This window comes from Arthrobacter sp. SD76 (genome assembly GCF_049726125.1).
GTDB classification, from domain to species: Bacteria; Actinomycetota; Actinomycetes; order Actinomycetales; family Micrococcaceae; genus Arthrobacter; species Arthrobacter nitrophenolicus.
The window spans coordinates 4,044,322-4,058,771 of sequence record NZ_JBNBLR010000001.1 but is presented as its reverse complement, the minus strand read 5'-3'; the positions used below and the strand labels follow the sequence as shown (position 1 = coordinate 4,058,771).

14 protein-coding genes and 3 pseudogenes are annotated in these 14,450 nt (G+C 63.5%); 10 read left to right on the top strand and 7 right to left on the bottom strand.

Annotation, left to right across the window (positions count from 1 at the left end):
- Positions 1-99: 99 nt before the first annotated feature.
- A complete protein-coding gene (locus ACPEE0_RS19675; protein WP_424575133.1) occupies positions 100-1,077 on the bottom strand; it encodes a LacI family DNA-binding transcriptional regulator in 978 nt (325 codons plus the stop codon).
- A gap of 329 nt (positions 1,078-1,406) precedes the next feature.
- On the opposite strand from ACPEE0_RS19675, the gene ACPEE0_RS19670 reads away from it, so the two are divergent.
- From ACPEE0_RS19670 to ACPEE0_RS19640, 7 genes and pseudogenes are all read left to right on the top strand, one after another.
- Positions 1,407-2,393: an ABC transporter substrate-binding protein gene (locus ACPEE0_RS19670; protein WP_424575132.1), complete on the top strand. Its 987-nt coding sequence runs from the start codon at positions 1,407-1,409 to the stop codon at positions 2,391-2,393.
- Between the two features lie 102 nt (positions 2,394-2,495).
- On the top strand, positions 2,496-3,518 hold the full coding sequence (locus ACPEE0_RS19665; protein WP_424575131.1) for a zinc-dependent alcohol dehydrogenase family protein: 1,023 nt from the start codon (positions 2,496-2,498) through the stop codon (positions 3,516-3,518).
- A gap of 22 nt (positions 3,519-3,540) precedes the next feature.
- Positions 3,541-4,599 (top strand): zinc-dependent alcohol dehydrogenase, encoded by a 1,059-nt coding sequence (locus ACPEE0_RS19660; protein WP_424575130.1) that lies wholly within the window; start codon positions 3,541-3,543, stop codon positions 4,597-4,599.
- A 102-nt stretch (positions 4,600-4,701) separates the two neighbouring features.
- Complete coding sequence (locus ACPEE0_RS19655) at positions 4,702-4,902, top strand: hypothetical protein (RefSeq protein ID WP_424575129.1); 201 nt, start codon at positions 4,702-4,704, stop codon at positions 4,900-4,902.
- A gap of 192 nt (positions 4,903-5,094) precedes the next feature.
- A pseudogene (locus tag ACPEE0_RS19650) lies at positions 5,095-6,415 on the top strand (ABC transporter substrate-binding protein).
- A gap of 26 nt (positions 6,416-6,441) precedes the next feature.
- A pseudogene (locus tag ACPEE0_RS19645) lies at positions 6,442-7,409 on the top strand (carbohydrate ABC transporter permease).
- Positions 7,406-8,314 carry a carbohydrate ABC transporter permease gene (locus ACPEE0_RS19640; protein ID WP_424575128.1) on the top strand — a complete coding sequence of 303 codons (909 nt, stop codon included), beginning with the start codon at positions 7,406-7,408 and terminating at the stop codon, positions 8,312-8,314. The pseudogene ACPEE0_RS19645 and the gene ACPEE0_RS19640 overlap by 4 nt, the downstream one beginning before the upstream one ends.
- Positions 8,315-8,513: 199 nt before the next feature.
- Here ACPEE0_RS19640 and ACPEE0_RS19635 read toward each other — a convergent pair.
- Both ACPEE0_RS19635 and ACPEE0_RS19630 read right to left on the bottom strand, forming a co-directional pair.
- Positions 8,514-8,672 (bottom strand): annotated as a pseudogene (locus ACPEE0_RS19635) (GntR family transcriptional regulator); the annotation flags it as partial.
- Positions 8,673-8,692: 20 nt separating this feature from the next.
- Positions 8,693-9,715 (bottom strand): acetylxylan esterase, encoded by a 1,023-nt coding sequence (locus ACPEE0_RS19630; protein ID WP_424575127.1) that lies wholly within the window; start codon positions 9,713-9,715, stop codon positions 8,693-8,695.
- A 165-nt stretch (positions 9,716-9,880) separates the two neighbouring features.
- Between ACPEE0_RS19630 and ACPEE0_RS19625 the strand changes: the two genes are divergently transcribed.
- Together ACPEE0_RS19625 and ACPEE0_RS19620 are read left to right on the top strand one after the other, a co-directional pair.
- Positions 9,881-10,612, top strand: coding sequence for a FadR/GntR family transcriptional regulator (locus ACPEE0_RS19625; protein WP_424575126.1), 732 nt, complete (start codon positions 9,881-9,883; stop codon positions 10,610-10,612).
- A gap of 141 nt (positions 10,613-10,753) precedes the next feature.
- Positions 10,754-11,515 (top strand): glucosamine-6-phosphate deaminase, encoded by a 762-nt coding sequence (locus ACPEE0_RS19620; protein WP_424575313.1) that lies wholly within the window; start codon positions 10,754-10,756, stop codon positions 11,513-11,515.
- Between the two features lie 53 nt (positions 11,516-11,568).
- Here the strand turns inward: ACPEE0_RS19620 and ACPEE0_RS19615 are convergent, their stop codons facing one another.
- Entirely contained in the window at positions 11,569-12,255 is a 687-nt protein-coding gene (locus ACPEE0_RS19615) for an amidohydrolase family protein (protein ID WP_424575125.1), read from the bottom strand.
- Between ACPEE0_RS19615 and ACPEE0_RS19610 the strand changes: the two genes are divergently transcribed.
- Positions 12,220-12,486, top strand: coding sequence for a hypothetical protein (locus ACPEE0_RS19610; RefSeq protein ID WP_424575346.1), 267 nt, complete (start codon positions 12,220-12,222; stop codon positions 12,484-12,486). The genes ACPEE0_RS19615 and ACPEE0_RS19610 overlap by 36 nt on opposite strands.
- Here the strand turns inward: ACPEE0_RS19610 and ACPEE0_RS19605 are convergent.
- Genes ACPEE0_RS19605 through ACPEE0_RS19595 form a run of 3 tightly spaced genes read right to left on the bottom strand, consistent with a single transcriptional unit; the run spans position 12,446 to position 14,347 of the window.
- Positions 12,446-12,826, bottom strand: coding sequence for a hypothetical protein (locus ACPEE0_RS19605; RefSeq protein ID WP_424575124.1), 381 nt, complete (start codon positions 12,824-12,826; stop codon positions 12,446-12,448). The two genes, ACPEE0_RS19610 and ACPEE0_RS19605, sit on opposite strands and share 41 nt — an antisense overlap.
- On the bottom strand, positions 12,823-13,506 hold the full coding sequence (locus ACPEE0_RS19600) for an N-acetylmannosamine-6-phosphate 2-epimerase (RefSeq protein WP_424575123.1): 684 nt from the start codon (positions 13,504-13,506) through the stop codon (positions 12,823-12,825). The genes ACPEE0_RS19605 and ACPEE0_RS19600 overlap by 4 nt, the downstream gene beginning before the upstream one ends.
- Positions 13,481-14,347 carry an ROK family protein gene (locus tag ACPEE0_RS19595; RefSeq protein ID WP_424575312.1) on the bottom strand — a complete coding sequence of 289 codons (867 nt, stop codon included), beginning with the start codon at positions 14,345-14,347 and terminating at the stop codon, positions 13,481-13,483. Before ACPEE0_RS19595 ends, ACPEE0_RS19600 begins: the two co-directional genes overlap by 26 nt.
- Positions 14,348-14,450: the final 103 nt, after the last annotated feature.

Sequence of the window (14,450 nt, the reverse complement as noted above, 5' to 3'; positions counted from 1 at the left end):
TCCGCGAGAGCATGGCCCCACCATCATGTCATCGATGTCATCCGTCTGCAAGGGTCCGGTTTTGGAGGTCGAAGGCTTGGGGGGCGGCCCCCACTCATCTCACACAGAGAACGACGACGATGTGCGCTCGATCAGGTCGACGCCGAAGACCGTTCGGGCCGCTGGCGGATCTCCAGGCCCGTCCAGCCGCTCAAAAAGCCGGTCTGCCGCAGTCCGGCCAAGCCGCTCCGGGGCTTGGTTGATCACCGAGATGGACGGCTCGAGCACGGCCGCCATGGGAAAGTCCCCGAAGCTCACCAGGGCGACGCTGCGGGGTTCAAGGTGCTGGATGGTTGGAAACAGCGCCTGCGAGGTCCGGGAGTTTGATGAGAAGACTGCCGTCGGCGCGGAAGGGCCCGCGAGCAGGCGCAGCAGATGTTCGCTGGCCTGATCCTGCTCCACGAGAACAACAAGTTCGTCCCGCACCGGAATGCCCGCAGCCCGCAGGGCATCTTTGTATCCCTCCAGTCGACGTCGGGTGGTGATGACGGACTCCGAGTCTCCGATGAAGGCAATGTTTCTATGGCCGCGGCCAATCAGGTGGCTGGTGGCGCTTGTCGCCCCATCCTGATCGTCTTCGACGAAGATATCGGCCTCGATGCGGGCCGGTTCGCGGTCGATGAAGACTATTGGTAACTGTCCCTGCCACTTGGTCAGGTAGCTTTGGTCGTTGCTGATCGGGGCAACGATGAGCCCGTCGATTTGGCGCCGGAGGAGCGCTTCAATGACAGGGCGTTCCCTCGGCTCGTCGAAGCCGAGGCTGGTGACCGCGATGGCGTACCCGCGCGCCTGAGCCTTCCTGTCGATCGCTTTGACGATGGCGGCGAAGAACGGGTCAGCGATGTCCGGCACGGCGATACCCACTACAGATGCCCTGCCTTCCCTGAATGTTCGGGCGAGCATGTTGGGCACATAATTCAGTTGCTCCATGGCCTGCTGAACCCTGGCCCGCGTCGAAGCAGAGACGTTTGCTTCGTCATTGAATACGCGGGAGACGGTCTTCGCGCTGACTCCGGCACGCACGGCGACGTCCTGCATGGTGGTCAACATGTGCCTCCAGTTCGAAGCGGATTTTCCAGTCACACGGGCCAGGAGGCTCCCACAAGGAATCAGCGGCCTCACCCGACGCCGGCCGATGCGGGGATTTCATTCAAACTGACATCGATGACAAAAATCAATTGACATCGATGACATGGTCGCGGTAGCTTCGTGTTCTACCAGCATTTGGCCTTCACCGAGGCCCCTGACTGAATGATCTTGCTCACTGCTCCGTCCGGCGACTACCCCGCGCCGTCAGACTCCAGTCCCCGACTAGCTGCTGCCAAGAGTCCCAAGGCAGACAACCACCAAAGAATGAGGATCCACCAATGATGTTGAAAAAGCCCCTCGTCGCAATGCTCACCCTCGGAGCATTTGCTGCCCTCCCGTTGACCGCCTGTTCCTCACCAAGCGCCGGCGGTGCCGCGGCAGCGGGGGACAAGGCCTATAAAATCGCCTTCCTTCCAGGCCTCGTGGGCGATGAGTTCTACATCAGCATGAAGTGCGGCGTAGAGAAGCAGGCCAAGGCTGAAGGCGTTTCCGCGGACACCCAGGGTCCGCAGAAGTTTGACCCGAGTCTGCAGCGACCGATCCTCGATTCCGTGGTCGCTTCCAAGCCTGACGCCCTTCTGATCTCCCCGACGGACGCCACGGCACTGCAGGTTCCGATCAAGGCTGCTGCCGACGCCGGCATCAAGGTTGTTCTGGTCGACACGACCCTTGGTGATCCGTCGGTTGCAGTGTCCGCGATTGCCTCGGACAACAAGGGCGGCGGCGCTGAGGCGTTCGCGGCGATCAAAAAGCTCAACCCTGCCGGGGGCAAGGTTCTTGTAGTGTCCACTGACCCGGGCGTATCCACCTTGGACGAGCGCGTCGCAGGGTTCGAAGGAGCAGTGAAGGAAGACTCCGCCTTCGACTATGTCGGCGTCCAGTACAGCCACAATGACCCCGCCGAGGCAGCAAAGCTCGTCTCTGCGGCGCTTGCCAAAGACCCGGACATCGTGGGCATCTTTGCCGGCAACACCGCCTCGGCCGAGGGCAGCGCCACTGGCGTACGTCAGGCCGGAATGAAGAATCAGGTCAAGATCGTCGGCTTCGACGCAGGCCCCGCGCAGATCAAGCAGCTCAAGGAAGGAACGGTGCAGGCCCTCATCGCACAGCAGCCCGAGCAGATTGGTGTTGACGGCGTTAAGCAGGCGATGGCAGCACTCAAGGGTGCCGAAGTAACAGCGAAAATCCAAACCAAGTTCAAGGTCATTACTCAGGAGAACGTCGACACCGACGGCGCGGACTACGTGTACAAGTCCAGCTGCTAGCAGAGGGACTGCCGCGTCCCGGTGCATTCACCCGGGACGCGGCATACCACCATGGCACTACTCCGCCACGCACCCCCACCCCAACGATAAGGTCAGAATCCCATGAAAGCCGTTGTCTACGACGCTCCAAGTTCCTTCACTATCCAGGACATCCCAACCCCTGTGCCGGCTCACGGCGAGGTCCTTATAAAGGTGATTCAGACGGGTGTGTGCGGGACGGATCTCCACATCCATGAAGGTGACTTCTACGCTGCCTTCCCGCTTATTCCAGGCCACGAAATCGTTGGCACCATCGCCGGGCTCGGTGAAGGTGTTACGGAATTCTCGGTCGGGGACCGGGTCACCGTGAACCCAAACATCAGTTGCGGAAACTGCCACTTCTGCCGCTCGGGACGGCCCTTGCTCTGTAAGAACCTGAAAGGCATCGGAACGAACTGGCCGGGCGGATTCGCCGAATACCTCACCGTCCCGGTGCAGTACACCTACTCCGTGGACGGGATCGCCGATGACACGGCCGTGGCAACAGAGCCCGCAGCCTGCGCGATGCACGGACTCGAGACGCTGCAGGTCAAGCCCGGCAGCACGGCCCTGGTCTTCGGCGCCGGACCCACCGGCCTGCTGCTCTCACAACTGCTTGCCAAGGGCGGCGCCGCAAAGGTCACTGTCGCCGCGTCATCAGCCTTCAAGCTTGAACGCGCCAAGGAACTCGGCATCGACGAGACCTACCTCATGGACCGCAGCGACCTCACCGGAGACGTTGCCAGACTCCATGAACTCTCCGGAGGCGCCGGTTACGATATTGTCATTGACGCCACAGGATCCCCTGCCGTAGCGGAGACCACCGTGGGCCTGACCCGCGATGGCGGAACAGTCATGTTCTACGGCGTCACGGGACCCGACGACAGGGTCAGCATCAGCCCGTATGACGTCTTCCGCCGGGAAATCACCATCAAGGGATCGTTCGCAGAGATCTCGTCCTTCCCGGCAACCATCGAAGCGCTACGCAGCGGCCGTGCCAGCACCGCAGGAATGATTACACACCGGTTCAGCATCGATGAATACGGCAAGGCACTGGACACGCTGCGCAAAGACAAAACGGCCCACAAAGTCGTCATCGTTCCGTAGCAATCAGAGAGATCACTAAGCAATGAGCACAGCCACCATGAAACGTGTCGTCGTCCGCACGGACGGAATCATTCTCACCGATGCACAGAAACCGGAACCGAAGTCCCACGAAATTCTCGTGGAGACCACGGTGACGGGCGTCTGCGGCTCGGATACGCACGCCGCTGCGGGGCATCACCCGTTTGTCCCTCTGCCCTACAACCCTGGCCACGAAGTGGTCGGTGTCGTACGGCAGGTGGGCGACTCCGTGAACGGCATCAGCGTCGGCGATCACATCACCGTGGAACCGACACTGCCGTGTTGGAACTGCAAGATGTGCACCACCGGGCGGAGCAATATCTGCGAAAACCTCCAGTTTTTCGGATGCGGCTACGAACAGGGCGGGATGGCTGATTTCTTCACCATTCCCGCCAACCGGGTGCATGTCATCCCTGAGGGAATATCTGACCTTCAGGCAGCCCTGATCGAACCGCTGTCCACCCCCGTTCACGCCGTTCGGCTGTCGGGGGGAGTGGAAGGAAAGGCAGTTGTCATCATCGGCGCCGGAACGATTGGGCTGCTCGTCCTTGCTGCTGCGCGTTATGCCGGGGCCCGGAAGATCGTGGTGACGGACATGCTTCCCAGCAAGCGCGAACGAGCGCTGCGTCTGGGTGCGGATGCAGTACTTGCAGCAGACCGGGCTGACCTTATTGAGGCGGTACGCGCTGAACTCGGTGAGAGCGCCGACGTTGTTTTTGACTGCGTCTCCATCCAGTCCACGGTGGACCTCTCCGTGAAGCTGGCCTCCAAGGGAGGCACCGTCATGGTTGTCGGCGTTCCAGCCAAGCCTGTCACTGTCGCACTGCCGGAACTCCAGGACCTCCAGGTGCGTCTGCAGGGAAGCGCCACGTACATGCCGGAAGACTATGAGGAAGCACTCAAGATCATCCAGGCCGGAAAGGTCACCGCTGAAGACTTCATCACCTCGCAGTTTTCCTTTGACGACGTCGCTGAAGCCTTCCGCGCCTCTGCCGGGGGAGAGGAAGTCAAAGTTGTTCTGACACGGGAGGCCGCGGCGGCAGGAGCAAACGTCGGTGCCTAAAGATCTCTACGCCGAGTACACTGTCCTGCCTGGGCACGAGGACCGGGTAGCCGAGATGATGCGCGAACTTATTCCCCTCGTCCAAGCGGAACAGGCAATCTCATGTTTCTTGCCTTCACCCTGGCCGAGCAGCCGCGGACGTACTTCGTCATGGAAAGGTACCGCGATGACAACGCGTTCCGGCAGCACATGGCGGCAGAGTATGGACACCGCTTTAACGCTGAGATCGGCAAACACATCGAGGGCGACACGACTTCCCTGACCTGGCTGGAAGAGTTCCCGCACCAGGGGGAGGCCGCATAACAGCCCTTCCGTACCGGCTACGGTGCGGGAAAACTTCCATTCAGCTTTGGCGGGTCCGCGTCGCGGATCCGCCATTGCTGCTGCCCAGCACTTGGAGCAGCAACGACCGCTGACCTGCAGCGCTCGAATACTCGACAAGAAATCACGAAGGAGCATCCTGTGAAAGCCCGGAGAACCCTCCGCAAGATCGCCGTGCCCATAGCCGCCATAGCCACAGCGGCCCTGGCACTGACGGCCTGTGCGGGTGCCGGCGGAGGCAATTCCGCCGGCGATCCGAACAGCATCAGTGTCCTGATGGTGAACAATCCCCAGATGGAGGACCTCCAGCGGCTCACGGCGGATAACTTCACCAAGGAAACCGGGATCAGGGTCAACTACACGATCCTGCCCGAGAACGACGTCCGGGCCAAGATCAGCCAGGAGTCTCTTCCCAGGCAGGACAATACGACGTCGCTTCCCTTTCGAACTTCGAGATCCCGTTCTACTCCGCGAACGGATGGCTCGCCCCCCTGGACGATGTCGCCAAGGACCCCGACTTTGATCAGGACGACATTCTGCCCGCGTACACCGCCTCCCTCACCGGCGAAGACGGAAAGCTCTACGGCGAACCGTTCTACGGCGAATCCTCATTCCTGATGTACCGCAAGGACATCCTGGAGGCCAAGGGCCTGACCATGCCGGGAAAGCCCACCTGGGACGAGGTCGCAGACATCGCCGCGAAGGTGGACGGCGCGGAACCGGGGATGAAGGGCATCTGCCTGCGCGGGCAGCCGGGCTGGGCCAGGTCTTCGCGCCGCTGACCACCGTGGTGAACACTTTCGGCGGGACTTGGTTCGACAAGGACTGGAACGCCCAGGTCAACAGTCCAGAGTTCACCGCAGCGGTGGAGTTCTACACCAAACTTGTCCGCGAGCACGGTGAGGCAGGCGCGGCCCAGGCCGGCTTCACTGAGTGCCTGAACAACATGAGCCAGAGCAAAGTGGCCATGTGGTACGACGCGACATCGGCCGCCGGCGCGCTGGAAGCCGAGGATTCGCCGGTCAAGGGCAAGATCGGCTACGCCCAGGCACCGGTCAAGGAAACCAAGTCCTCCGGCTGGCTCTGGACCTGGTCCTGGGCCGTACAGGCGGCCTCCAAAAAGCAGGACGCCGCCGAGAAATTCATCGCCTGGGCCAGCTCCAAGGACTATGAAGCCCTCGTGGCGGACAAGCTTGGCTGGGCCAAGGTCCCGTCCGGCAAGCGCATCTCTACCTACGAGAACGCCGAGTTCCAGAGGGCGGCACCGTTCTTCGAGGCCGAACGGTTCGCCATTGAAAACGCCGACCCGAAGAACCCGGGCGCGCAGGAACGCCCCGCCGTCGGCATCCAGTTCGTCGGTATCCCCGAGTTCCCGGCACTGGGCACCAATATTTCCCAGGGTGTCAGCTCCGCCATCGCCGGCCAAGGCTCCGTGGCTGACGCCCTGGCCAAGGGCCAGAAAGCTGCCCAAAAAATCGGCGACAAGTACAAATGACCACCACCGAACCGCAGGAGAACTTCATGACTTCCGCAACGGCGCGTATCTCCCGACCGGGAGCCAACGCAACCAGACCATCACGGAACGGCAAGTCGCGGGAACGCGCGCTGGCCTGGGCACGTCGCGGGCCGCTGCTGCCGGCCCTGGTCTTCCTCATCGTCGTCACCCAGCTCCCGTTCGTGGTGACCCTGATCATTTCGTTCCTGAGCTGGAACAGCCTGAGCCCGGACAAGACCGGTTTCGCCGGCCTGGAAACTACGTCACAGTCCTCACCGACCCGGACCTGCGGCAGGCGATCTTCACCACCATCGTCCTGACCGTTTCCGTGGTCCTGGTCAGCCTGCTCGTGGGATCGGGGCTCGCGCTGCTGCTGGACAAAAAGTTCATCGGCCGCGGCCTCGCCCGCACCCTGCTGATCGCCCCGTTCCTGGTAGTGCCCGTGGCCGCGGCCCTGATCTGGAAGCATGCCCTGCTCAACCCCACCTACGGGCTGATCAACGGCATCCTGACCTGGGTCTGGTCACTCTTTGGCAGCGCCGCAGCGCCGCAACTGGACTTCCTGTCCCAGGCGCCCTTGGCCGCCGTCGTGGTTTCCCTGGTCTGGCAGTGGACGCCGTTCATGATGCTCATCCTCCTGGCCGGCCTGCAGTCCCGCCCCATGGACACCGTGGAAGCCGCCCAAATGGACGGCGCCACCCCGTGGGGCATCTTCCGCCATCTGACGCTGCCGCACCTGCGCCAGTACCTGGAACTCGGCGGACTGCTCGGCGCGATCTACATCGTGCAGAACTTCGACGCCGTCTTCACCCTCACCGCCGGCGGACTCGGCACCGCGAACCTGCCCTACGCCATCTACCAGACGTTCTACTTCGCCAACGAATACGGTCTAGCGTCCGCCGCCGGCGTCGTGGTGGTCATCGGTACCATCATCGTGGCCACCTTCGCACTCCGCACCGTCTTTTCACTCTTCAAGAAGGAGGCAGCACGATGAGCACCCTCACCCCCGCCGCACCGTCGGGCCCCACCGCCCTGAACACTGGCCGCAGTTCGCGGCACGGCAAGACCCGGATGGACCCCACCCGCAACAACACCGCCGCCGGGATCGCCGCCTGGCTTCTCGCCCTGCTTTTCGCCACCCCGGTCCTGTGGATGATCCTTACCTCATTCCACTCCGAAACGGACGCGGCAACGAACCCGCCCTCCATCGCCGCGAACCTCACCCTGGACGCCTACAAGGAGTTCTTCGGAGAAACCTCGGGTGTCAGCCCCTGGCCCTCTCTGATCAACTCCGCAACCGCCTCCATCCTGTCCACGGTGCTGGTCCTCGTTCTGGCCATCCCCGCCGCGTATGCGCTGTCCATCCGGCCGGTGAAGAAGTGGACCGATGTGATGTTCTTCTTCCTCTCCACCAAGATGATGCCGGTAGTGGCCGCAATCCTGCCGCTGTACCTGTTCGCCAGGACCGTTGGGGCCCTGGACAACATCTGGTTCCTGATCCTGATGTACACCTCCATGAACCTGCCCATCGCGGTCTGGATGATGCGCTCCTTCCTTGCTGAGGTACCGGAGGAAATGCTGGAAGCCGCGCAGATCGACGGCGCCAACCTCCTGCTCATCCTCCGAAAGGTCATCGCCCCCGTCGCCATGCCAGGCATCGCCGCCACTGCCCTGATCTGCTTCATCTTCAGCTGGAACGAACTGCTCCTCGCCCGGGTCCTGACCGGCGTGGTGGCAGGCACCGCGCCTGTCTTCCTCACAGGCTTCGTGTCCGGTCAGGGCCTCTTCCTCGCCCAGGTCTGCGCGGCCGCCGTCGTGATCTCCCTGCCGGTGCTCTTCGCCGGGTTCGCTGCCCAGGACAAGCTCGTCCAAGGACTCTCCCTCGGTGCCGTCAAATAGCAGGCCGTCATAACGCGCTCACATGAACGCCCTTCAGCAACGGCCGCTGATGCGGCCCATGACGATAACGGCGTCCATAGCTAGCCCCAATCTTTAGCATCAGGAAAAAGATTTTTCGCAACTCCACCACGGTGGAATAAACGCCGATAACCTGCCTTTCGTCAACCTAGGGAGTGACAGCAAAGCGTCTCGAGCAGGCGACAATTGCCCCCGAAGTAGGTCCGGAGCTGACGGAGCTTCGCAGCACGCCCATAGCGTCCAGGATGCGGATGGCTTCCCGCACAGATGCCCGGGAAATTCCGTGGCTTTCGGCCAGTGTGCGTTCGCCCGGCAGACGGTGATGCCGTACTGGGTGCAGGGCTGCCGAGGGTCCAGTTTCTAATCGCTGAGCCGTTTGTGCGCATACTTGAGTTGACGGACCCAGTGGTGCTCCTCCCCTCCCTCGTGGCCGTTGAAATGGTAGATGACGATGTCTTTGATGGGCACTTGTCCTGACTCCCTGGATCGTTTGGTTCCGTAGCTGTTGTAGGAGGCAAAGACCGTGGATGGCGGGCAGACGTCGTCGAGCAGGGCGACGGAAAACAGCGCCGGCGCGGTTGCCCTGCGCGCGAGGTGGACTCCGTCGAAGTAATTCAGGACCTTGAGGCTGTGCTCGTGGCGTTCCCGGTGGCGGCCCAGGAATGCGCTGATCTCGGGGTACGGCCCGCGTTGGGCGAGCTTGATGGCCCGGGGGAAGTCCTGGAGGAAGGGTACGTCTGCCATGACTGCCCGAATTCCCTCGAGCCTTCCTGCGATGAGTCCGGCGGCTGCAAGGGCCAGCCCGCCGCCTTGGCTTAGCCCGACAAGGAAGATGTTTTCGGCGTCGACATCGGGAAAGTTTTGGGTAGCCTCGATAGCCCTGAACGCGTCGACGTACAGCCGGCGGTAGTAGTAGTCCTCCTTTGCGGCCAGGCCGCGGGTCATGAGGCCGGGGTATGCGACGTTACCGGCTGAGGGGTGCGGGTCTGCCGTGTCGCCGGTGATTCCGCCGTAGCCCTGGCCGCGGGTGTCCATGATGAAGTGGGCGTAGCCTGCCTGCGCCCACCGTGTGTCCTGCTGGACCAGGCCGCGGCCGCCGGAGTATCCGATGTACTGGACTACCGCGGGCAAGGGGCGGGCGGGTGATCGGTGGGCCGGAAGGTGCAGCCAGCCGCGGATCCGGGCTCCGCCGTAACCGGAAAAGGAAACGTCGTAGCTGTCGATGAGTGGCAAGTAGTTTTCTACGGGAGTGTATTCAGGTGCCAAAGGGATGGTGCGGGCTTCCGCGAGGGTCGCCTCCCAAAACGCATCGAAGTCCTCAGGTTCGGTAGCCGCAGACCTATAGCTGCGCAGCTGTTCCAAGGGCATGTCAACGCTGGGCATACTGGTTCTCCGTTTCTTTCGGCTGCCGGCATCCCGCCTGGAGACCAGCACGAACTGTACGATCTGGAAAATAGGCGGACACAAAACAGGACAAAGGACGTCCCATCTCCTGTACCATTAGTTTAGATGATAGGCCGCCGCCCGAGTGTGGCCGAAGGAGATGACGTGACAGTAGCACCCGCCTCGGTATCGCCGGCCAGGTTCAGCGCACAAATTCGGTCCCAGGCCCTGCAGACACGGATCATGGAGCTCATCCTGGAGCGTCGCCTGGACGTTGGTGACGCCCTTCCCACCGAGAGCGAACTGTCCACCGAACTGGGCGTAGGGCGGAATACTGTCCGGGAATCCCTGAAAGTTTTGCAGGCTCTGGGCGTGATCGAGATCCGCCACGGATTCGGCATGTTCGTAGCTCCGAACAATTTCAGCGCCCTGGTCTCCGGGCTGACCTTCCGGGGCAGGCTCTCCCTGCGGCACAAGGGCGAGGAAGCGATGGAACTGATTGATGTGCGGCAGGCTCTTGAGTCAGGCCTGGTCGGGTCGGCCATTGACCTCTTGACCGAAGAGCATCTGACGGATCTGCGGGCCACCATGGAAGCCATGCAGGAGGCCGCCGGCAAGGGCGAGCTTCTCGTTCAGCACGATGCAGAGTTCCACCGCCGCCTTTACGCCCCCCTGAACAACGACCTGCTCATCAACCTGATGGATGTTTTTTGGCAGGTTTATCGCCAGATTCATGAGGCATTGGGCTCCGGTCCGGTCAACCTGGACGAACAGGTCCGGATGCATTGGGAGATCTACGACGCAGTCGCCAACAGGGACAAAGCCTTGGCTTCTGAACGCCTGCAGCGCCACTTCGACGGCATCCGGCAGAAGCTGAAGGACGTCGCATCAGCCTGACAAGCCCTATTACCGGACAGGGAGCGGGTACCTCCTTGTCGCTGTCTGGATTGTCACGTTAAGGCTCCCCGTCCCCTCCGTCCACATGACTTGCGGACAGATCGGTGGAGCGCCCATCGTATGAGAGAGCGCCATTTCGCCATGGAAATTTTTGTCGTCCCTGATGCCTCCGCTACCGGAGCTGTCGCTGCCGGGATTCTCGCCGCGGTCATCCGTAGTAAGCCGGACGCGGTCCTTGGAGTCGCTACGGGAAGCTCCCCGCTCCCGGTGTACGCCGCGCTGGCCGAGCACCAGCTGGACATGTCAAGGGTGCGGGCGTTTGCCCTTGATGAGTACGTGGGTCTTCCGGCCGGGCACCGGCAAAGCTATGCAGAAGTGGTCCGGCGTGAGGTGACTGAGCGCCTGGGGCTGGACCCGGCGCTTGTTACAGTTCCTGACGGGGGCGCCGAAGATCCCCACCGGGCAGCAGACCAGTATGACACCGCCATCCGCGCCGCGGGAGGGGTGGATGTTCAGATCCTCGGCATTGGCCACAACGGCCACATCGCCTTTAACGAGCCGGGTTCGGAGTTCGATTCCCGGACCCGGGTGGAAGTCTTGGCAAAACGAACCCGCCAGGCCAATGCCCGCTACTTCAGCTCTCTTGATGACGTTCCTGCCCTGTGCATCACACAGGGTCTGGGAACCATCCTGGAGGCCAGGCAGCTGCTGATGGTGGTCAACGGGGCGGACAAAGCCGAAATCCTGTCCGCAGCGCTCAACGGGCCGGTGTCGCCGGACTGCCCGGGTTCGGTGCTGCAGCTGCACCCGCATGTCACTGTGGTGGCAGATGAAGCTGCCGCGGCACACCTGGGTGAGCGGGACGGGCAGGTGGCCGTGCGGGTCGCGGCTCCCAGCGCCTGAACCGTGCGCGCCGGGAACCGGCCTCCTAAGCGCGGGACACGCGCTGTAAGGGCTTAGGAGGCCGTCGTCGGAGCGGCCGTGATGCTGACGGCAGCTTGGGATAGTGGAAGCCCTTGGCGGAACACCCGGACCGGCCGGAAGTCCCCGTCTACAGCCAGGATGTCGGCCCGAAGCCCCGCCCGGAGGCTTCCAATCTCGTCCTGGTGACCAAGGATGCCGGCGGGAACGGCCGTCGCCGACAGCACCGCGTCAGCAGCATCCACACCCGATGTGATCGTGCGGCGTACTACGTCCAGCAGGGTTGCCGTACCGCCGGCGAGGGAACCATTGCTTCGAAGTCTTGCTTCGCCGCCGCTGACCCGCACCCCTGCAGGTCCCAGGTCGTAGTCGCCGTCGGGCAGGCCGGTGGCGGCCATGGAGTCGGTCACGAGGATGACGTTATTGCTGCCAACAGTCTCGAAAACCATCCGGACGGTGTCCGGGTGGAGGTGGACACCGTCGGCAACAAGTTCCACCGCGATCATGCCTGACGCTGCCAGGCGAAGGCACGCCGCAACCGGCCCGGGCTGACGGTGATGCAGGGGCGGCATCCCATTGAACAGGTGGGTAACCGTGGGCCGTACAGTGCTTCCGGGCCGATTTGAGGTCAGCAGTTCCGCGGCCCGGGTGAGGGAATCTGCAGTCGTTTGTGTATCGGCGTCTGTATGGCCAAGGGAGGGGGTAACACCCAGATCAACCATCGATTGCACCAGTTCCGCAGCGCCGGGCAGTTCTGGCGCATAAGTCATCGTGCACAGGTGCCCGCCGGAGCCTCCGGCCAGGTCCCGGAGCAGGTCGAGGTCAGGGGCGAGAAGGAACCGTGGATCCTGGGCACCACAGCGTGTATGGGAGAGGAAGGGGCCTTCGGCGTGGATGCCCGCGATCAGTCCCTCATCGGCGAGGACCCGCAGGGCCGCCGCGGCCTGGAGTAGGTCTTCGCGGGGAGCCGTGACCAGGGCTCGCCAGGAGTGTGGTGGTGCCGCTGGCGTGAAGGAATTCCACCGCGGTGCGGGCTGATGCGGGGTCACCGCCGGGGAAGTCCCCGCCTGCTGCACCGTGGCAGTGCAGGTCCACCAGTCCGGGAAGGAGCAAGGTTCCCGGTGGCAGGTCCACTTCCTCCAGCCCCGGAAGAGAGAGGGGATCAAAGTTTGCTCGCGGGCCGGCGTAGGCGATGCGGTCCCCGACGACGGCGAGCACCGCGTCCTCAAGGACGGTCCCATCGGTGAGGATGGTGCCGGAGAGCAGGAACACGCCAGGAAGATGGGCGTTCATTTCAGGGCGTCCGCGAACCAGCCGGTGATGGTGGCGGGGTGCGTGATCGCTGTTCCCACCACCACCGCGAACGCCCCGGCATCCAGTGCCTGCCGTGCCTGGGCAGGGGTGTGGATACGGCCCTCGGCAATGAGCGGCACTTCGGAGCCTGCGGCGGCGATTTGTTCCAGCAGTTCAAGGTCCGGGCCTGGGGTTTTTGGCCGTTCGCCTGTGTAGCCGGCCAGTGTCGTGCCGATGAGGTCTGCGCCGGCGTCGGCTGCGGCGACCGCGTCCTCGAGTGATCCGCAGTCGGCCATGACCAGGGCGTGGGATTCTGTGTGGATGGCCGCTACCGTTCGTGCGAGCGTGAGGCCGTCGGCGCGGTCCCGCCTGGTGCCGTCGATGGCCACGATGTGGGCCCCGGCGTTTGCTACCGCCAGGGCGTGGCGGAGGGTGGGGGTAATGAAGACGCCGTCGTGCCCGTCCTTCCAGAGCCCGATGACCGGGACTTCCACAGCTGAGCGTGTGTGCTGGACATCGGCCAGTCCTTGTACCCGGACCGCGGCTGCTCCACCGGTGACTGCGGACGCAGCGATTTGCGCTGTAGTGCGGGGGTCGCGCATGGGCTCGCCCGGGTAAGCCTGGCAGGACACGATGAGCCGACCCTGGATGGATTCAAGGCCGCCTGGGGACAGGATCATGGTCAGTTCCTTTGGAAGACGATTGCTGGAGTGAGGACGAGGCGGGCTGCGCCGACCATGGCTGCGGCGTTACCCAGGGCTGCAGGCAGCACTGGAACGTTGGCGAGGGCCGGGAGGAGTTCGGCCCGCAGGGCCCGTTCCATCGGCCGCCACCATGGGGCGCCGGCATCTGAGAGCCCGCCGGAGACCACGACGACTTCGGGTCCAGGATGTTGGCGAGCCCGCCCACGGCCTGCCCGGCCGCGGCCGCCGCGGCGCTGATGACCTTGATGGCGATGGCGTCACCATGGGCGGCCAGAGCAAAGATGCTGCGGGCATCAGGCCCTGGTGCCTGCCCGCCCAGCCGTTGGTAGGCTTCCGCGATTGCAGGTCCGGAGGCGATGGCTTCAACATGGCCTGATCCGCCGCAGACGCAGGTCAGAGGCTGGCCGTTCCGGTAGGCGTAGGGCGAGGCGAAGTGGCCGACGTGCCCACCGACGTGGCGGTGGCCAAGAACCGGTCGGCCCTCGAGGACGTAGCTTCCGCCGACGCCGGTGCCGAAGGCCACCAGGAGTGAACTGGCGGTCCCCGCGGCGGCACCGGTCCACGCCTCGCCGAGCGCGTGGGCGTGGACGTCGTTCACGGCCTGAACGGACGACGGCGGCAGGTCCAGCCGCTCTGCCAGGCCGGTGGTGACTGCCGTCCCGGCCCAGCCGAGGATCGCGTCCGTCGCGGAGATCACATCACCGCTAAGGGCATCAATTACACCGGCCGAACCGACACCGACCCGTTCGACGGTTATGCCGCCAGCGTAAGCGCGCTCCGTAAGCACGGCGATCAGGCGGGCAGTGGCGTCGAGAATGGCTTCGCCGCCGTGACGGTTAAGGGTGGGGATGGCTTCGGAGAAGAGTACTTCCCCATGTCTGAAACGACCCCGGCGGCAGTTTTCGTGCCGCCGAGGTCAA

Coding starts and splice junctions, on each gene's coding strand:
- ACPEE0_RS19675 (WP_424575133.1), bottom strand. CDS start 1,077: ATGCAGGACGTCGCCGTGCGTGCCGGAGTCAGCGCGAAGACCGTCTCC.
- ACPEE0_RS19670 (WP_424575132.1), top strand. CDS start 1,407: ATGATGTTGAAAAAGCCCCTCGTCGCAATGCTCACCCTCGGAGCATTT.
- ACPEE0_RS19665 (WP_424575131.1), top strand. CDS start 2,496: ATGAAAGCCGTTGTCTACGACGCTCCAAGTTCCTTCACTATCCAGGAC.
- ACPEE0_RS19660 (WP_424575130.1), top strand. CDS start 3,541: ATGAGCACAGCCACCATGAAACGTGTCGTCGTCCGCACGGACGGAATC.
- ACPEE0_RS19655 (WP_424575129.1), top strand. CDS start 4,702: ATGTTTCTTGCCTTCACCCTGGCCGAGCAGCCGCGGACGTACTTCGTC.
- ACPEE0_RS19640 (WP_424575128.1), top strand. CDS start 7,406: ATGAGCACCCTCACCCCCGCCGCACCGTCGGGCCCCACCGCCCTGAAC.
- ACPEE0_RS19630 (WP_424575127.1), bottom strand. CDS start 9,715: ATGCCCAGCGTTGACATGCCCTTGGAACAGCTGCGCAGCTATAGGTCT.
- ACPEE0_RS19620 (WP_424575313.1), top strand. CDS start 10,754: ATGGAAATTTTTGTCGTCCCTGATGCCTCCGCTACCGGAGCTGTCGCT.
- ACPEE0_RS19610 (WP_424575346.1), top strand. CDS start 12,220: ATGGCCAAGGGAGGGGGTAACACCCAGATCAACCATCGATTGCACCAG.
- ACPEE0_RS19615 (WP_424575125.1), bottom strand. CDS start 12,255: ATGGTTGATCTGGGTGTTACCCCCTCCCTTGGCCATACAGACGCCGAT.
- ACPEE0_RS19605 (WP_424575124.1), bottom strand. CDS start 12,826: ATGAACGCCCATCTTCCTGGCGTGTTCCTGCTCTCCGGCACCATCCTC.
- ACPEE0_RS19600 (WP_424575123.1), bottom strand. CDS start 13,506: ATGATCCTGTCCCCAGGCGGCCTTGAATCCATCCAGGGTCGGCTCATC.